The sequence below is a fragment of the Streptococcus anginosus subsp. whileyi MAS624 genome (genome assembly GCF_000478925.1).
Lineage (GTDB): Bacteria > Bacillota > Bacilli > Lactobacillales > Streptococcaceae > Streptococcus > Streptococcus whileyi.
The window spans coordinates 18,101-36,631 of the sequence record NZ_AP013072.1; the positions used below are offsets into that span (position 1 = coordinate 18,101).

The 18,531-nt window shown below is 42.3% G+C and carries 19 protein-coding genes; 1 reads left to right on the forward strand and 18 read right to left on the reverse strand.

What is annotated here, in order from left to right:
- The first annotated feature begins 106 nt into the window (after positions 1–106).
- The gene (locus ANG_RS00080) at positions 107–733 is read left to right on the forward strand and encodes a TetR/AcrR family transcriptional regulator (protein WP_003037023.1); all 627 of its coding nucleotides are present in this window, start codon (positions 107–109) and stop codon (positions 731–733) included.
- A gap of 185 nt (positions 734–918) precedes the next feature.
- Here ANG_RS00080 and ANG_RS00085 read toward each other — a convergent pair whose 3' ends face one another.
- The 18 genes from ANG_RS00085 to ANG_RS00170 form a co-directional block, all read right to left on the reverse strand.
- A complete protein-coding gene (locus ANG_RS00085; protein WP_025271521.1) occupies positions 919–2,496 on the reverse strand; it encodes an ABC1 kinase family protein in 1,578 nt (525 codons plus the stop codon).
- 109 nt (positions 2,497–2,605) lie between these two features.
- A complete protein-coding gene (locus tag ANG_RS00090; protein ID WP_006269134.1) occupies positions 2,606–2,884 on the reverse strand; it encodes a phasin family protein in 279 nt (92 codons plus the stop codon).
- A gap of 92 nt (positions 2,885–2,976) precedes the next feature.
- Entirely contained in the window at positions 2,977–4,311 is a 1,335-nt protein-coding gene (locus ANG_RS00095; RefSeq protein ID WP_003036944.1) for an Nramp family divalent metal transporter, read from the reverse strand.
- A gap of 101 nt (positions 4,312–4,412) precedes the next feature.
- Positions 4,413–4,775, reverse strand: a complete 363-nt coding sequence (locus ANG_RS00100) for a DUF1304 domain-containing protein (protein WP_003037071.1) — start codon at positions 4,773–4,775, stop codon at positions 4,413–4,415.
- A 12-nt stretch (positions 4,776–4,787) separates the two neighbouring features.
- Complete coding sequence (locus tag ANG_RS00105) at positions 4,788–5,222, reverse strand: MarR family winged helix-turn-helix transcriptional regulator (protein ID WP_003037022.1); 435 nt, start codon at positions 5,220–5,222, stop codon at positions 4,788–4,790.
- Positions 5,223–5,314: 92 nt separating this feature from the next.
- The gene (locus tag ANG_RS00110; protein ID WP_003037044.1) at positions 5,315–5,926 is read right to left on the reverse strand and encodes an HAD-IA family hydrolase; all 612 of its coding nucleotides are present in this window, start codon (positions 5,924–5,926) and stop codon (positions 5,315–5,317) included.
- On the reverse strand, positions 5,923–7,200 hold the full coding sequence (locus ANG_RS00115) for an MATE family efflux transporter (protein WP_003036984.1): 1,278 nt from the start codon (positions 7,198–7,200) through the stop codon (positions 5,923–5,925). The genes ANG_RS00110 and ANG_RS00115 overlap by 4 nt, the downstream gene beginning before the upstream one ends.
- 135 nt (positions 7,201–7,335) lie before the next feature.
- On the reverse strand, positions 7,336–8,820 hold the full coding sequence (gene thrC / locus ANG_RS00120; RefSeq protein WP_003037028.1) for a threonine synthase: 1,485 nt from the start codon (positions 8,818–8,820) through the stop codon (positions 7,336–7,338).
- 171 nt (positions 8,821–8,991) lie between these two features.
- A complete protein-coding gene (locus ANG_RS00125; protein WP_020999427.1) occupies positions 8,992–9,615 on the reverse strand; it encodes a V-type ATP synthase subunit D in 624 nt (207 codons plus the stop codon).
- 13 nt (positions 9,616–9,628) lie between these two features.
- Complete coding sequence (locus tag ANG_RS00130) at positions 9,629–11,020, reverse strand: V-type ATP synthase subunit B (RefSeq protein WP_025271523.1); 1,392 nt, start codon at positions 11,018–11,020, stop codon at positions 9,629–9,631.
- Entirely contained in the window at positions 11,007–12,797 is a 1,791-nt protein-coding gene (locus ANG_RS00135) for a V-type ATP synthase subunit A (RefSeq protein ID WP_025271524.1), read from the reverse strand. Before ANG_RS00135 ends, ANG_RS00130 begins: the two co-directional genes overlap by 14 nt.
- Positions 12,798–12,901: 104 nt before the next feature.
- Positions 12,902–13,597: a GNAT family N-acetyltransferase gene (locus ANG_RS00140; protein WP_003037064.1), complete on the reverse strand. Its 696-nt coding sequence runs from the start codon at positions 13,595–13,597 to the stop codon at positions 12,902–12,904.
- A gap of 7 nt (positions 13,598–13,604) precedes the next feature.
- Positions 13,605–13,925, reverse strand: a complete 321-nt coding sequence (locus tag ANG_RS00145; protein WP_003036936.1) for a V-type ATP synthase subunit F — start codon at positions 13,923–13,925, stop codon at positions 13,605–13,607.
- Positions 13,915–14,925 carry a V-type ATPase subunit gene (locus ANG_RS00150; RefSeq protein ID WP_003036933.1) on the reverse strand — a complete coding sequence of 337 codons (1,011 nt, stop codon included), beginning with the start codon at positions 14,923–14,925 and terminating at the stop codon, positions 13,915–13,917. Before ANG_RS00150 ends, ANG_RS00145 begins: the two co-directional genes overlap by 11 nt.
- Positions 14,926–14,936: 11 nt before the next feature.
- Positions 14,937–15,527: a V-type ATP synthase subunit E family protein gene (locus ANG_RS00155; RefSeq protein ID WP_003037007.1), complete on the reverse strand. Its 591-nt coding sequence runs from the start codon at positions 15,525–15,527 to the stop codon at positions 14,937–14,939.
- Between the two features lie 46 nt (positions 15,528–15,573).
- Positions 15,574–16,053 carry a V-type ATP synthase subunit K gene (locus ANG_RS00160; RefSeq protein ID WP_003027244.1) on the reverse strand — a complete coding sequence of 160 codons (480 nt, stop codon included), beginning with the start codon at positions 16,051–16,053 and terminating at the stop codon, positions 15,574–15,576.
- A 96-nt stretch (positions 16,054–16,149) separates the two neighbouring features.
- Complete coding sequence (locus tag ANG_RS00165; protein WP_003036912.1) at positions 16,150–18,108, reverse strand: V-type ATP synthase subunit I; 1,959 nt, start codon at positions 18,106–18,108, stop codon at positions 16,150–16,152.
- The gene (locus ANG_RS00170) at positions 18,098–18,421 is read right to left on the reverse strand and encodes a hypothetical protein (RefSeq protein WP_003036914.1); all 324 of its coding nucleotides are present in this window, start codon (positions 18,419–18,421) and stop codon (positions 18,098–18,100) included. The genes ANG_RS00165 and ANG_RS00170 overlap by 11 nt, the downstream gene beginning before the upstream one ends.
- Between the last annotated feature and the right edge of the window lie 110 nt (positions 18,422–18,531).

The window sequence follows — 18,531 nt, forward strand, 5'->3', positions numbered from 1 at the left end:
ACAACAGGATAGCTCGCAGGCGGTTTACAAAATGTAAACTTTTTCCGATGATTTTGCTAGACTACATATATTTTTTAAATTAGAATATTTATAAGGAGGGAGCAAGATGGTACTTAATACGAGAGAAAAAATTCTAGAGGCTTTTTTTGAGCTTGCTATGGAACATCCAAATAAAATGCATTTTTCTTTAGCAGAAATTGCCAAAAAGGCTGGAATTTCAAGACAAGCCATTTATAAACGTTATTTCAATGGAAATCATGAAATTCTAGACTATATTCATAAAGAACTTGATGCTGAATTTCGAATGATTTTTCAAACTTATGATAAGAAAGTGTATCCTGATCCTTTTGTCTTTTTTGCAGAGGTAGTGATTCCTATCTTATACACCCACCGAAAACAAATCAGCTGTCTTTTTACAACAGCAGCAGATCCATATTGGAGGGAATTTTTACGAAATACCTATGGACAATGGATTGAACAACATATTACGATTGACTATCAAAAATTAAATATTCCAAAAGAAAAGGCTGCTCAAGTTCTTGTTAGAGGAATTTTAATCTTTATCGAAATTTGGATTACCCAACCTGAACCTACCCCTCCTGAACAATTTGCAGAAACCTTTTTAAAGTTGATTCATTTCCCTCTCACAGACTATGTTTGTTTCAAGCAAACTTCCTCTTCTAATGACAAACTGATCGTTACAAATAGTTTAGAAGGTAAAGAAAAAGACTAGGATAAGATTGTACTGCCTCCAAAAGTTAGACATAAAAAATCTAACTTTTGGGGTGCGGTTCATAAGATTCCTAATCTTAGATAATAAGCTTACAACATACAATCGTTGTATAGGCTTTTAATAATGATGAAAACGAGATAGATTGTAATTTTCAATAATTCAAGTTATCTCGTTTTCTTTTTATGTTATTTTTTTGTGGACTGGATAATCAGATAAAAAATCCATATCAACACCAATCCTGCTAAAGCAAAAAGACTTCTCGCTAAAAGCAACAGCTCCGGATTGAAGGTTAACATGCCCCCTGTCAATAATAAAGCCAGAAAGACAAGGCTTAGTACAAGACGATTGGTCAAAGATTCGATACGACGAAATCGTTGATTGTAGTCTATCAAGTCATGATTAACAACCAAGCGACCATTCACCACCTGCTCCACTAGCTGGTGGAGCCGTCTTGGAATGCTTTTCCCATGCCGTAGCAAGTAAAGTAGTTCGATTAAGAAAGAATCGTAACTCAAAGTCTGGTGTAGAATATCTGACTTCATATTTTCAAGGAAATATTGCTTGGCGAGTGTCATCAGATTGATATTAGGAGCTAGCTCGCGAAAGAGACCTTCAATTTGCAAAGCGGCTTTTTCTAAAATTGCCATCTGAGAAGGTACTTGTAAATGATGACGCCTACAAATCGCCACCACATCCTCAAACATATCTGTAATCGACAAGGAGCCCAACTCTAAATTACCGTATTTGGTTAACATGCGCTCAATATCTTGCTCTAATTGCAATTTATTGATTGGTTCACTAGTAGTCGTAATTGTTAGAATAGCCTGTGTCATCGAATCAATGTCTTGTGTCGTAAAACTAGACAGCATGTCGTTTAGAGACGCACGAAAACCCGTTTCCAATTCCCCCATAATCCCAAAATCAATAAAATAAATCTTTCCTTCATAGATCAAAAGATTACCTGGATGTGGATCACCGTGAAAAAAGCCATCTTTAAATACCTGCTTGATAAAGCTCAACATGAGTTTCTGACCAATATCTGCCAAATCGTAACCCGCTTCTTGTAAAACAGCATATTGATTGATGCGGACGCCAGGAATGTATTCTTCCACAATTAAGTGGGGAGTGGTAAAGTCTGGATAGACTTTTGGCACTCCAACACAAGGAATATCTTGATTATATTGGGCGAACTCGTCCATATACTTAGCTTCGTTGCGAAAGTCAATTTCGTTCAAGAGAGTGGTCTGCAACTGTTGCAGAATCTTTGGCAAATCCACCATAGGCAGCAAATGCTTAGGAAAATGACGAGCTAAGCGAATCAAGAGAGCAACGTCTTCTGTAATCTGCTCTTGAATATGCGGACGCTGAATTTTCAGGATAACCTCATCGCCATTTAATAAAACAGCACGGTGAGTTTGCGCCACAGAGGCACTTGCCAAATGTTCCTGTGAAACATCTAAAAAAAGTTGCTCAATTGGGCGTTTTAACTCGTCTTCAATGGCAGCCATAACGGTCTCTTTGTCCAAAGGTTTGACGTCATCTTGCAACTTGCTTAACTCTTTGATATAGATTTCTGGCAATAAGTCACTGCGAGTGGACAAAATTTGACCAATTTTTACAAAACTGGGTCCTAGTTGCCCAAAAGCTTCTCGCAATTGCTTAGGAGCTTTTTTCTCGTCCAGTGGCTTCTTTCGATCTTTCAGATTGGACCAACCAACAGCACTAAAGGCTGTTAGAATCTCTCGTAAGCGTTTGTTTGCCATAAAGTTATCCTCCTTCTATTTATAATTGTCAATTTTTCTTTCAAATCCTGCTTTTAGTTTAGCAAAAAACGCAGTCTTTATAAAGTTGTGACTGCGTTATCATGGAAGACTATTCTTCTGTTTTCGAAAGCCCTTTAAGCAATTGGTCTAGTTTGTCTTCTAATCGTTCAATATCTTGCTTGGTTGCATATACATTATCTATGTGTTCAACTTGACTTTCAGCGGTTTGTTCTTTTGCTTTGCGCTTTAATTCTGACTGAAGTTGCTTGCCTTCATCCACCGTTAAGCGACCTTTGGCAATCAATTCTTTGACAAATTCACTAGATTTATCATAGGTCATGGAAGTCAATCCAATCCCTGCCAGCAAAACTTTTTTCAATTCGTCCATCTTGACACCTCCATATATGCAAATCTTTCCTCTTTCATTATAGCGCTTTTAAGCCATTTATTCTAGAGAAAATTGAACTGATAGACAAATTTTTAAAAAAGATCAACCACAAGTTTTACATTCAAAATAGTTAATAAAATAGAAACGGCATAAGCTAAGTAGGTATTCCATTTACTGTTGACAAATTCGCCCATGAGTTTTTTATTAGAGGTGAAATACACGAGTGGAAAGATTGAAAATGGCAAGGCGACTGAAAGAAAGACTTGGGAATAGACCAAAAGATTGTCTAGCACCTGTTCTTTGTCTCCGTATAAAATAGCAACAATCACAACTGGTAAAAGAGCTAATAAGCGGGTTACCAAGCGGAGAAACCACGGTGGTAACTTCATGTTTAAGAAACCTTCCATCACAATTTGTCCCGTTAAGGTTCCTGTAATAGTTGAGTTTTGACCACTTGCTAACAAAGCCACTGCAAAGAGCGTTGAGAGGATAGGACTAGCAATAGCACCAGCAATTTGAGGATCTTTTAAGGCATTGTACATTGCAGAAAAAGCACCAATTTTATCCGCATGTCCAAAGAATAATGCTGCCCCTAAAATCAACAGCAAAGAATTAACCACAAAAGCCAAACTCAATTGAATATTCGAGTCCCACGTCATAAATCGTACTGCTTCATGCACGGATTGTTTGGCTTTGTAATTAACTTTTCGCGTTTGCGCGATAGAAGAGTGCAAATACAGATTGTGTGGCATGACCGTTGCCCCCACAATGCCCAGTGCTAAGGTCAAAACGGACGTTCCATTTTTACTAGCCGTATGTTGATAAGCTGCCACATTTGGCAAATATCCTGATAAAATATGATGAAGATTGGGCTTTGCAAGGATTACCAGATATAAGAAAATCAATAAAATAGTTAAAATCAGCGTTCCAACGATTGCTTCAATCTTACGAAAGCCTAATTTCATCAAAAAAAGCAACAAGAAAACATCAAAGACTGTAATCAAAATCGAAAATAACAAAGACCAACCAAATAGTAAATGAAGCGCAATCCCTGCACCGATGACTTCTGCCAAGTCCGTTGCCATTAAAGCCAACTCTGTAATAACCCAAAGGAGATAGCGAACTGGCTTTGACGTATGAGCCGCAATGGCTTGTGCCAAATCCATCCTTGTGACAATTCCTAATTTTCCCGCCATTTGTTGTAACTGCATAGCCATTACAGAAGAAACCAAGACAGCTGATAAGAGCAAATAACGATAGGTGGCACCACCTACAACACTTGTAATCCAATTTCCCGGATCCATATAACCAACGGCAACCAACATTCCCGGCCCTGAAAAAGCTAATAAAGTACGAAAGAAACCAGCGTTTTTAGGCGTTGCAATGCTTTGGTTAACTTCACTTAAGGAAACCTTTTTGTCTGACATTTCTATCATTCTTTCTATTGTAGAATTATTTCTACTATATATTATAGCACAAACTATTAACGGTGGTTAATTTATATTTTTATAATGGTTAATATTTGGTGCTATTTAAACAATAAAATGCTTAGAATAGCTAAAATCGCAGGTCCGCCCTGAGTCAAGATGATTTTCTTGTTAGCTGTGGCTGCACCATAAGCTGCGACTCCGATAACAAACAAAACAAAAATGGTCACAATTTCTAAATTATGTGAAATATACAAGCCATATAGTAAGAAAAGAGCTAAAAAGGCATTGTAAACCCCTTGATTTTTAAACAAGGAAGTGACGGACGGACGAGATAATTCTTCCTTTGTCATGTTAAAGACTCGGCTGGTGCTGTCTGATTGGGTAGCGATACTTTCTAGATAAAAGATATAGAGGTGTTCCAGTGCGACAAGTGTAGCTAATATAGTAGTAATGAGTGACATAATTTTTTCTTTCTAATGTTTTTCTACGGTAATCTGATCTAAGCCAGATACAAGTTTTTCTAATAAAGTGCTCAGCGTCCTTTGCTCATCATCCGAGAGAACTTTTTCCATTTGCTTTTTGACATTTACATGATAGGTCGGTGGCTCATGCAAAAGCTGCTCTTTTGCAACATTCGTGACATTCACTAGAACCTCTCGTTGATTTTTGGGATTGCGGCTCCGTTGAACATAACCGCGCTCTTCTAAAATTTTGAAATGCCGAGTTAAGGCTGCAGGATCGATTTTTAAGACCTCTTGCACAGCAACTTGACTGCATGGAGCATTGTCTAATAAAAAGGTCAGTATCTCGTACCGTGTTAAGCTGATTTCTAATTTTTTCTCAAAGAGTTGCGTGATGGCTTGATCGGTTAAATGCAATTGATATAGCAGGTGATGAATGGCAACCATCTTTTCTCCTTTCTGGTTTTGCTTGACTAGTCAACTATTGATAAGTCAATCATAAAACACAACAAAAAGAAAAGCAAGCATTTTGCCTTTCTTTAACGGATTATCTGTTTAATCTCTAGTAAATAGTTGATTTTGTGATTAATGTTTGGTCGATCATCGCAGAAATTGATTGATTGAATACCGCTGTTAAAGGCAACATCTACATCCAACGTCCGGTCACCGATATAGTAAGTGCTTGCCTTATCCAGCTGGTATTTCTCTACAAGATAATTCACACCTTCTGGGTCGGGCTTTCTTGCAAATCCATTAGCAGTAGTCACGATTTCTGTAAAATAATCCAAAATCTCTAAATCCGCCAAAATTTGGTAAGCATTTTTCCCCTTGTGGGTATAGACAAACTGCTGAATATCTGCTTCCTGCGCCCAAGTAAGAATAGCCTTAGCACCATCCATGAGCTGAATGTGAGCATTTTTCTCTTGCAAACTTTGACCTCGAAAACGGTTCATCTCTTCAGCATCTAAACCTTTTTCTGTTGCGACTTTCTCCAGCAATTTCTGAACAGAATGCTGCAAAATATAAGCACGAATGACCTCTCGGTCAAAGTCTAATCCATAATGAGTATAGGTTTCTTCAATCCCCGCCAAAATTGCATCATAGGAATCCAATAATGTTCCGTCCAAATCCCAAATAAAAGCTCTTGTCATGTTTGACTCCTCATTTTCCGTTGATAGATGATTTGTAAAAAAATCCAGCGAAAGGCATTGTCCAAAAGGGTAGCAGTCCAAACTCCGGGCAAGCCCAATCCCAGAGTTACCCCCAGAAAATAGCCCGCCACGATGCGAATCAGCCACATACCAACCGTCGTGGCATAAAAAGGTAACTTCGCATTTCCCAATCCTTGCCAAACAGCCGTGTAGATGACTGTTCCTGCTGTCATAGGCACACACAAAAGTGAAAAAAGAATGACCGACAAGCTAGCTGTTACAGCGCCGCTATCCTTTGTATAAAGACGTGTTAGTGGCTGTCCAAGTGCAAAAATAAGCAGAGCCACCGCTAGCATGAGTCCAAGAGATAGCCAGTAGGTCTGCTTCGTCAGCTTTCTAACTGTTTGAAAATCTGCCTGCCCCACCGCATGAGCCACTAACATAACTGTTGCAGTAGCGACTCCAAAGCCCGGCATGTAGTTAAACTGGGTCAGAACCTCTCCAATTGCATTTCCCGCAACAGCATCTGTCCCGAACTTAACGATAATAGCAATAATCACCACGTCCCCAGCCCGCATCATCAGCCGTTCTCCAGCAGCTGGCAGAGATAAACGTAGCAGTTCCCAGTCCAGCCTCCAACTCCAAGGCGCCAGAGGCAGGGACAATTCTTTCCATAAAATCAATATACCCACCAGACGGGCTAAAATGGTGCCCAGCGCCACTCCAACAATTCCCATGTGGAAAATAAAAATCGCAAGACTGGAAAAAAGGACATTGAGCAGATTGCTTAAAAAACTGATATACATAGGCATGCGAGGGTTGCTAGTTGCTCGAATCAAGGAGCCTAGCGTAGTCATCAGACCCAAAAGGAGAATCGTTCCCCCGATTAAAGCTAAATAAAGACCACCTGCATTGGCAACTGCAGGCTCCGTTCCCAGCCAAGCTAATATCTGGCGTCCAAAAACAAGCGAGAAAAGTCCTAGAAAGACGCTCAAAATCAGAGTTAATTTAATGGCTTCGCTAGTGTGATAAGCCAGATTGTCTCGATCTCCTTCTCCCAAACTCTTGGAAATGAGACTGGATACTGCTGCTCCCAGCGCAATAAAAATGGCTTGGTAAATCGTAATAACATTACCAGCAACCGAAACTCCTGAAATAGCCACGAGACCGAGACTCGCTACCAAATACGAGTCCACCATTCCCATTAGCATCTGCAAAAAGTTTTCGACCATGGCTGGTAGGGCAATATTTAAAATCTTTTTATAAGTGGTCATACATCATGAAACTCCTGCTTTTGATTATACACTTTTCTGCACTTTGCTGGCAATATTTTGTTTACACCCTGTTGCAATCTGAAAACACTCAGCTGGTAGCCAACTGAGTGTTTGTTACAAAAATTTATTAGATTATTAAAGTCCTAAATAGCTTTCTACTGCTGCCTGCATTTGGTCAGCAGCGACAGTCGTTTTATGGCGGACTTGTGCGGTTTCTAGGTTAGCAACTGCAGAAGGCACTGCAACTCCTGAAATCTCGTGGAGTTTTGTTAAGGCTTCAAAGTCACTAAGACCACTTTGTCCCATTACAGCTTCGACTGCCACAACTGGGAATTTGTAAGGACTGGCGGTTGAAGCAATAACAGTTGTAGTCTCATCACCCGTAGCTGTCCGGTATTTTTGATAAACAGCTGAAGCGACCGCTGTGTGCGGATCTTCAATGTAATCAGACGCCTCATAAACTCGTTTGATTTCAGCTGCTGTCTCAACTTCGGTGGCATATTCTGCCGCAAAGAGTTCTAAAATAGCTGGATCAAAATCAGTCAACTCATACTGACCATGCTGATTGAGAGACTTCATCAAATCCGCTGTCTTTTCTGCACTATTTCCTAACAGGTGGAAAATTAAACGCTCTAAGTTTGAAGAAACTAAAATATCCATAGACGGACTAGACGTTACCTTAAAGCTACGCTTTTTATCATAGACTTGCGTCTTAAAGAAATCGGTCAAAACATTGTTTTCATTGGAAGCACAAATCAACTTGCCCACCGGAAGACCGATTTGTTTAGCATAATAGGCTGCTAAGATATTGCCGAAGTTTCCAGTTGGAACAGCAAAATTAACTGCTTCGCCTGCCTGAATCTGACCGGTTTTAACCAATTGTGCATAGGCATAAACATAGTAAACAATCTGTGGCACCAAACGCCCGATATTCATGGAGTTAGCAGAAGAAAATTGCAACTGATGTGTAGCTAAACGCTCCCGAAGAGCCGCATCATTAAACATGCTTTTGACATTGGTCTGGGCGTCATCAAAATTGCCCTCAATAGCCACCACATGAGTATTATCCCCCGTCTGAGTAATCATTTGCAGCTCCTGAACCTTGCTGACACCGTCTTTAGGGTAAAAGACGATGATTTCCGTTCCTGGCACATCGGCAAAGCCTGCCATAGCTGCTTTTCCGGTATCACCAGAAGTCGCCGTCAAAATGACAATTTTATTTTTCAAACCATGCTTTTTCGCTGCTGTCGTCATCAAATGTGGGAGGATAGACAAGGCCATATCCTTGAAAGCAATCGTAGCACCATGGAAAAGTTCCAAATTGTATTGCCCGTTCAGTTTCACCAAGGGAGCTATCTCTAGTGTGTCAAATTTGCTGTCATAGGCATTGTTAATGCAGTCATCCAGCTCTTGATCTGTAAAGTCATCTAAAAAAGCAGATAAAATCAATTTTGCAACTTCCTGATAGGAAGCATCTTTGAGTTTAGTAAAATCCAGCTCTAGTTGCGGATAAGAAATTGGCGTAAAGAGACCACCGTCCGTTGCTAACCCCTGCAAAATAGCCTGACTGGCTGTCACCGTATTGTTTGCGTCACGCGTTGATTGATAAACTAAAGTCATGAGTTTCTGTCCTTTTCGTGTAGTCTGTTCTATTATAACATGATTTATCAGAAAATTCCCGCATTTTATGGGAAATGTGAGAGAGTGGAGTTGGAGATTTTTATTGTTTATATAGCTACCTCAAAAAAACAAACGGACGTGAGTTCATAGAATCCACCATCCGTTTTGTTTTTATTTCACCTTCATTACTCTCACTAGACTAGCGCGCTCGGCTTCTTCTAGCTTCATTTCGATATAATGAATGGTTTCTGTGAGATCTGGAATGGTTGCATACTCTAAGCCATTGACCCGACGGCGGGTCTTTTCAATCTCATCTGCCATCAGCTGGCAGCTCTTTTCAATCTCTGCTAAGTGCAGGAGGTCGGGCAATAAGTTGCCCATATCCTCAATCGTCTCATCCATCTGGCTGTTAGAAGCCACATAGCTATAAACCACATCTCCCTCATCATCACCATAAGGATTATCAATATGAGCATGCATTTTTGGCACCTGCACACTCATGATATTCTCCTGTTCGATATGGAGGTTGACTTCTCGCATAGGGACAGCAAAAATCTCTTCTACCATGAGGTCACTTTCCAAGGTTTTCGCCAATACAAAATCCTGCATGTGACCAACCAGAGCTGTTTCAACTTTTTGGCGAAGGCGGTTGTTTTCGCGAACAGCTTCAATGAAACGACGCATCAGTTCATCTCGCTTATCCTTGAGAAGTTTATGACCGCGAGTAGCTGTTTTCAGGCGCTCTTTCAGGTTGTTCAGCTCCATTCGGGTTGGTTTGACATTTAAACGAGCCATTCAGATCACCTCCCTAGGCTTGCTGCTTGCTTTCTGGCAAATATTGATCAATCATGTCGTCCTTGATTCGTTTAAGTTCTGTCCGTGGCAAGATAGACAACAATTCCCAGCCTAAATCCAAACTTTCTTCAATCGTCCGATTGGTATAAAAACCTTGATTGATGTACTCTTTTTCAAATCGCTCGGTAAATTGAACATAGAGCTTGTCGGTGTCAGATAGTGCGGATTCTCCCAGTACAACCGCTAATTCTTTGGCTTGTTTGCCTTGTGCATAAGCCGCAAAGAGCTGATTCATGGTTGCTGCATGGTCTCCCCGAGTCTTTCCTTCGCCAGAACCCTTGTCTTTGAGGCGCGAAAGAGACGGCAATACGTTAATCGGCGGACGATAACCGCTGTTGTAAAGGTCACGCGACAGGATAATCTGACCTTCGGTGATGTAACCCGTCAAATCAGGAATGGGATGAGTGATGTCATCCTCAGGCATGGTGAGAATAGGAATCTGCGTCACCGAGCCTTTCTTCCCCACCAAGCGCCCCGCCCGTTCATAAAGGGTGGAAAGATTGGTATAGAGATAGCCCGGATAACCTCGACGTCCCGGCACTTCTCGACGAGCTGCGGATACTTCGCGCAAGGCCTCGCAGTAGTTGGTCATATCTGTCATGATGACGAGAACATGCATGTCTTTTTCATAAGCCAAATATTCAGCAGCAGTCAGAGCAATCCGCGGTGTCGCAATCCGCTCAATAGCAGGATCATTGGCTAGATTGATAAAGAGGATAGAGCGGTCAATAGCTCCCGTTTCTCGCAAGTCATTCATGAAAAACTCGGCTTCTTCAAAGGTAATCCCCATAGCCGCAAAGACTACTGCAAAATTTTCTTCTGAATTGAGCACCGTAGCTTGACGAGCAATCTGGGCAGCCAATTCCTTATGGGGTAGACCCGCCCCAGAGAAAACTGGCAATTTTTGTCCTCGAACTAAGGTATTGAGGTGATCAATGGCTGAAATTCCAGTCTGGATAAACTCATCGGGATAATCTCGCGCGACTGGATTGATGGCTTGACCGTCAATATCCAAGTATTTTTCCGGCAAAATATCTGGTCCACCGTCAATAGGCTTGCCCATACCGTTGAAAATTCGTCCTACCATATCTTCTGACACTGGCAATTCAAGCGGTCTGCCGGTGAAACGCACCTTGGCTTTTTCTAGATTGATACCGCTGGAACCCTCAAACAGCTGCACCATCGCCTTGTCTTCTTGCACTTCCAAAACCTGCCCCTGACGCTTGGTTCCGTCATGGAGCTGGATTTCCACCAGCTCATTAAAATGCACGCCTTCTACTTGCTCTACAATCATCAAAGGACCAACAACTTCACTAACAGTACGGTATTCTTTAATCACGTTCATTGTCTGCTCCTCCTTGTGCAAGAATCTCATGCAAGTTTTCTCGAATAGCAACATCCAAATTACAAATTGCATCCAGCTGCTCTTCTGGGATAAATTTAGAGCGGGCAATCCGATCGCGTAGCTCTACAGTACCATTCATGACTTCAGTAAAGTAAGCACCTAAATTCAAGGCACGATTGGCTTCCTCATCAAATGTTAAAATATTAGTGAGCAGAGCTACTTGTTTTTTAAAGGAAGCGTAGGTGTCAACCTCATCAAAAGCATTTTGTTGCAGGTAATCCTCACGAATCATTTTAGCTGTATTCATGGTGAGACGATCCTTTTCAGACAGAGAGTCCAGACCAACCAGCCGCACGATTTCCTGTAGCTCACTCTCTTTTTGGAGAATGTTCATCGCCTTGGTCACTTTTTCCGACCAAGCCAACTGCTCATGCTGATTGATATATTGGCCCACCTCATCTAGATAAAGCGAGTAAGAGCTAAGCCAGTTAATCGCAGGGAAATGGCGACGTTGTGCTAACTGAGCGTCTAAGCCCCAGAAAACTTTGACAATCCGCAGGGTATTTTGCGTGACTGGCTCCGAGATATCTCCACCCGGAGGGGAAACGGCACCGATTGCGGTAATGCTTCCCTCACGCTCGTCACTCCCTAAGGTTTTAACCCGACCAGCTCGTTCGTAATATTCAGCAATTCGGCTGCCCAGATAGGCTGGATAACCTTCGTCACCTGGCATTTCTTCCAAACGCCCTGACATTTCCCGCAGAGCTTCTGCCCAACGCGAAGTCGAATCCGCCATGATAGCGACAGAATAGCCCATATCTCGGAAATATTCAGCAATCGTAATTCCTGTATAGATAGAAGCCTCACGCGCCGCAACTGGCATATTGGACGTGTTGGCAATCAGAACAGTTCGCTGCATGATAGACTGACCAGTCGTTGGATCAATTAGCTCGGGAAATTCATTGAGCACATCGGTCATTTCATTGCCTCGCTCGCCACAGCCCACGTAAATCACGATATCCACATTGGCAAATTTAGCGACCTGGTGCTGCACAACGGTCTTGCCTGCTCCAAAAGGACCTGGAACAGCAGCCGCCCCGCCCTTGGTCACAGGGAAAAAGGTGTCAATCACTCGTTGACCCGTCACCAAAGGCTCCTCTGGAATCAGCTTTTGATCAAATGGACGACCTCGGCGAACCGGCCACTTCTGCATAAGACTGCCGACAAAGACGGAGCCGTCTGCCTGTTCAATCTCATAGGCAGGCTGATCGACAGTATAGCTCCCCGCTTCTATCTTAGTCACACGACCGCTGACACCAATCGGCACTAGAATGCGGTGAGCTACTAATGTGGTTTCTTGAACCGTTCCCAGAATATCTCCAGCGGTCACCTCTGTTCCAATCTCCAGACAAGGCACAAAGTCCCACTTGGTCTCTCGATTCAGATGAGGCAACTGCACTCCGCGCACCAGGAAATCACTCTGCGTCACCGTTTGAAAGCGCGCCAAAGGTCGCTGAATTCCGTCAAACATTTGCGAAATCAACCCCGGTCCCAATTCAACCGACAACGGACTCCCCGTCGTTTCCACCGGCTCTCCTGGTCCAAGCCCAGAGGTTTCTTCATATACTTGAATGGAGGCCTCATCTCGACGCATCTCAATGATTTCCCCAATCAAGCCCAAATTGCCCACACGACAAATATCCTGAATATTCGCTTCCTGCATCCCAGAGGCGACCACCAAAGGACCTGAAACTTTTATAATCTTTCCTTGACTCACAATCTTCCTCCATTCTTTGGGAGATTTTTGCTTATTTTCTATCCTTGCCGTGAGCTTGAAACCCTTCTTAGCTATCTCTACAGCAAAAATTGATACTTCTTATTTTAAAAATCAGATAAGGCTTTTATTTGTTGCCCATTTTCATCAAAATTATCTGGGCTTAGCCATTTTTCTAAACGGGTTTTGACCGCTGGCCAGTCCCTGTCAATCATGGCTAGCCAATCAGTATCTCGGTTGCGCCCCTTATAAACAACTGCCTGACGAAAAGTGCCCTCGTAGGTAAAACCAAGCCTTTCTGCTGCGCGCCTTGAAGGCTGATTGAGTGCATCGCATTTCCATTCGTAGCGGCGATACTCCAACTCTTCAAAGACATAGCGCGCCAGCAAGTGCTGGGCTTCCGTAGCCAGTCTGGTGCGCTTCAGCTTGGGCGAATAGGTCACAGACCCCACCTCAATGACACGGTTGCCTCGGTCAATCCTCATTAAAGCGAAGGTTCCCAGCGCCTTGCCACTCTCCTTGTCCACAATGGCATAGTAAAAACGATCTGGAGCTGCCAGCATCTGATCTAGCAAGGCCGACCACTCATCCTGACTTTGAACAGGATTTTGAAAGAGATAAGTCCACATGTCAGCAGGAGAATCCGAACCATACACTTCATATAAATCCGCTCCATGCTTGTCCTTGGACAGACGCTCAATAACAGCATACCGCCCTTCTATACGCTCCAGGTTGGGCAATTCCCCCGGCTTAAAATGCGGCAGAGCATCCCCGATGGGCTGGCCTAATTCATTTATTTTCATAAAAACCTCACAATATATCCTGTCCAACTGCTTTTTCTACGTTCTTACGAATACGTCTCTGTCCTAATCCTGTTACTCCTTTATGATTCGGGATTAAGATAATCGCTGGCAACACTTGCTTATCATAGTAAGCCAGCGTTTCAGGGATTTCAGCAGCCATGTCTTCTGTCAAATAAATAATAGCAAAATCTTCTCGGCTCAGTCGTCGTAAAGTATTCACCACATCGGTCGCTTCGGTGACTGGAAAAGTCGGAAAACCAATCAGGCGAAAAGGCAGAATGGCATCGCGGTTCCCCACCACACCAATTTTATAAGTTTTACTGGCCATAAATCGGTCTCATCCTTTCTTTGATAATCTCTACTGGAAGTTGGTTCGTCAAACCAGTCAAAATAAGTCGAAGATTTTTCACTTCTAACTCTTTTCCCAATAAATAACGAGCGAGCGGAAGCGGACCACTTGTTTCAAATCGCCCTTGCTCTAAGAGCTTAAACTGAACCAAGTCTGCTAGATACTCCAGTTCAAGATTTGTCAGTTTACCCGAACGCAGTTTTTCTTCATAAATGCTTAGTTCTGCGTCAAATTCTAGTGGATTAACTTTGGAAAACCAGCTAGCAAGATGACCTTTTTCTGCCAACTCAATCCATTCTGCACTCGTCAAAGAGCCGTCATCTGATAACAACTGTGTCATAAAACTGTGCGGTTTTTGGTGCCGAATCGCTCGCTGCACCGTTACTGCATTATAAAAATCAATTGTCAACCGCACCAGTTGCTTGAGCCGCTCATCTTCAAATGCAGACTCCAAGCTTTTTAAGTGCTTGAAATAAGCCAGATCCATTCCAATTTCCAGAACGCGTACATCTTGATAATCTTGATATTCCGCCCAAGTCGCCGCCACTTCATCCGCCATAAATTTAGGACAATGTTCAGCAGAAAAGGTTGCAACCAAATGCTCCAAAATATCTAAAGGATAAGGTCCAACAGAAATCAACAGATGCTTTAAATTCAAACCTGTCGCCTTGTGCTTAAGCAACACCTTAAGATTGTGATAGGTATATTTGAGCGTAAAAAACTCCACCAAAGCAGATTCTGGACTAACTTCAAAAGCCCAAGCATACTCTGCAAACAAATGTTTCATGAGAAACCTCTCAATCGCATTTAAGTCTGTTAGTTGCTCATGATCCAGATTATAAACCGTTCCTTCCAAAGCTGCTGATCGACTTTCAGAAGTGAAAGTCCGCAACAACTGCTCGTATTGCGCTAGGCTTAAAAAGCTACTCTCATGAATGCTAATTTCTGTATTCACTTGAGCGAAGGTCTTTTCATTCATAGAACGCCTCCTTAGTCTGCTTCATCTTGGAAAATCGTCTGAGCAAGCTGATAACTCTCCTCCTGCCACAAAGAATCCACCAAACTGCGGTAGAGGTAGTTATCGTCAATATTGCCTCGCGAAAGGAGAAAACCTGCTTCTCCACTCACAGGAGAGGAAGCCAATCTTACGTGCGGATAGTGCTCTAATAATCGTTCCAATTGTCCAGCCGAATATTTAACCAATGTCCGTGAGCCAACTGTCAAAACAAGCTCTTCTTGCGGATACTTTTTTAAGACCTGCTCCAAGAAAGCCTGCTCCTGCTCGATCGACCAGGCCGCCATTTGCTCATAAGCCCCCGCAAATAATTCTTTCAAAATCCCTTGCTTAGTCGCCAAAGTAGACTGACGTTTTTCATTTTCAAGCTGCTGCACTTCACGCTGTACCTGACGATTGATCGCTTTTATTTCTTGCTCACGCTGTTGCAGTTTTTCTTGTTTCAACCGTGCTTCTTGCTCTTTAGCTTCATGCTCAATAGACTCTTTAGCATCGGCTAATAGCTGCCGCCCATTTTCATGCGCCTGCTCCAAAACCGAATCCCTCAAATGAGATTCAAATTCCATATCTGCCTCCTTCTATGACATCTTGTTTCAAGACATTGAATCTGTCTCATTTCACATTTAAAACCATCAAAAGAGATACAACAAAGGCAAGGATAGCATAAGTTTCTACCATGGCAGCAAGGATAACCCCTTTCATGACATCTTCAGGTCGCTTTGCCAAAATCTGCATGCCAGCTGTCGCGACATTTCCTTGGTATTTAGCAGAATAATAACCAACGATTCCGATTGGAAGTGCGGCAAAAAAGAGGGCTAGACCTGTTTGAAGAGCCATCTCAGGTTGAATTTTAAAGAAAATCAAAATCCCGATAACAAAACCATACAAACCTTGCGTACCTGGCAAAAGTTGCAAAATCAAAGCACTGACGAATTTCTCAGGTTGCTCTTTTAACAGGGCTGCCGCAGCCTGACCGGTTGATCCGACATTACGCGCAGAGCCAATACCGCTGAGGAAAATCGCAAAAACCACACCGAGTGCTGCGAAAAAGGCACCACCGTAAGTTGAAAAGTAAGATGAAAAAGCTTGCATGAATAAACTCCATTTCTAATAGTAAATATTATTTATTTGGTTATTTTGTCAATGACATAAAACTTCTAGCTGAGTTGCTAAAATAATTTAGCTGTGCTATTTTTTGTAGTGGACATATTTCTCTACTGGCTTCAAAGGTTTAAAAGCTTTTCCGCCACCGTCATAGAATTTCCCAAAAAACTCAACGAAAATCAAACGCGCTCCGTGCACATAGCCTGATAAAAAGGAGAGAAACATATTGATACCGTGAAGGGCGAGAAACAACACAATGCCAATACTGAAGCGAGCAAAAGGTGGAAAGAGACTAACAATTAAGTTAAAAGCTGAGCCAATGCTTGCACCAGCAAGCCCCAAAGCCATAAGTCGCGTAAAGCTCACCAAGTCTCCCACATAGCTGCTGATATTATATAGATTAAATAGTGCAGGACCCAAGCCTTTCAAACTTTTAGCGCTGATAATAGAAACCAGTACAATGCCCACAGCATTTACAATAGCCAGCCATTGCCCAATAAAGCCGACCATAGCAAGAGCTGGGAACAGTCGTCCCGCCGCTAGCAAAGCCAACCCGATGAGAATCAACATCCAGGCAAAACCCGAATTATAAGCTGCCGCATAATCCTTCATGCGAATATTCTTTTTGCCACTGAGGTAAAGTCCTGTCATGACTGTCACAAAACCAATCACGACCGAAATAATCAAAATAGTGATCACATCTGTGCTAGTATCAATGAGCGCAAAAGGCAATTTGAAGCCAAAGAAAGAACCATAAATCACTCCCCAGAGTGCAACGCCAATTCCTAAAATTCTAAAAAAGCGTAAATTCTTTGCTAGACTTGGCTTGACATGTAAAGTCTTCAAAGCCCAAGTCGTTCCGCCAAAAAGCAACAGACCATAGCCAATATCAGCCGCCATCATGCCAAAAAAGATAAAGTAGAAGACCGAAACAACGGGCGTTGGATCTTTATCTTCGTATTTCGGCAGCGAATACATCTCTGTCACCAGCTCAAAGGGCTCAATCAGAGCATTATTTTTAAGTTTTGTCGGGACTCGCTGTCGATCAGCCACCGTCATTTCATGGATTTGAAGCAAGACAGCCCCACCAAATTGTTGCGCAAGACCCATTTTCAAATCTTCTATCTGCTCTTGCTCAATCCAGCCCTCTAAAGCAACCAAATTCTGCGTACTGGCAAGATCTCCCTTGATTTCTTGGCGAGAGGTGAGATTCAAAATATAGTCCAATTGAAGCTTGAGCTGTTGCAGTTCCTTACTGGAAGCTGCAAGCTGCGTTTGCGTTGAGCTGATAACCGTTTCTTGCTCCTTTATCGTTTTTTTTAACGATGTCAAACGCTCTTTTGGTAATTCTTCAAAAGCATATTCAAAAGGTTTGAAACCAAGCTCTGTCAAGAATGCTTGCATTTCCTTAGCTGTTTCTGCTTTACATAGCACAAGAATTCCACTTTCTGTGGTACTGGTAAAAATCTCTTGGACTTCTAGATTAGGATAGTCCCGTAATCGAGCATTGAGCTGATTGTTCTCATTGCTTGGAATGCTTCCCACAAACGCACGAAGATGTTTAAATTGCTTAAGTGCTACTGGAGTAACGTCTAAACTTGCCCATTTTTCCAACTCCGCCACTTCCGACTGAGCCGTTTCTTTGACTTCTTGTGCTCTTGCCAACACTTGAAATTGTTGCTGAATATTGGCAAGAAGCGCTTCTTCATCACGCGCCTGCCCCGCTTGCTCTAAATCCACAAACGTTATTTCCAAAGGCGCTTCCTTTAACGACTCCAGTAATTTTTTCTTGGGCACAAACGCCTGCAAACGTTCAATCATATTGGCAAGTTTTTCCTGTCGCCGAGTCAAAGTTTGAAGATGTTCCGAGAAAGACTTATCAGGATTCCACACCAACTCTTGCTCAAAAGCTCCCTGCCAAGTCTCTTTTGCTTGCAAATCCTGAATTTCAACCGATTGGAGATTTTGCAAATAGGAGAGGACATCATCCAACAAATCTTTTGGCAATAGCAACGACAACTCTTGCATGTGACTAATGGCCATATTTTTCTACCACCCTGTCCACAATCATTTGCAGCAGTACCTCTTTTTTATTTGACAAAGCCGCTTGGGCTTTTTCTTCGTTCTCTTGTCTCGTTTTTTCCAAGTCTTGTGTCAAGCTAACAATCTCTTTTTCAGATTGTTCCTTTAACTCAATAAGCAACTGTTGTTTTTCTTCATCATAGACTCGCCCTAGTTGCTTCAAATCGCTGGCAGCTTGGTTTTGCAACTCCCGAATCTGATGTTGATAACCAGCTAGCACTTCATCTGCTGCTCGTTCAATTTCTTGCATTTGCTCAAGAGTAGCGTTCATCATATCTTGCACCTCCTTTGTATCATACAATGGCTGTAACGTTTACTTGTGTAAATTATAACACATTTTCAAATCATTCGTCACAGAGTTTTATTCCTTTTCTTTGCAAACAA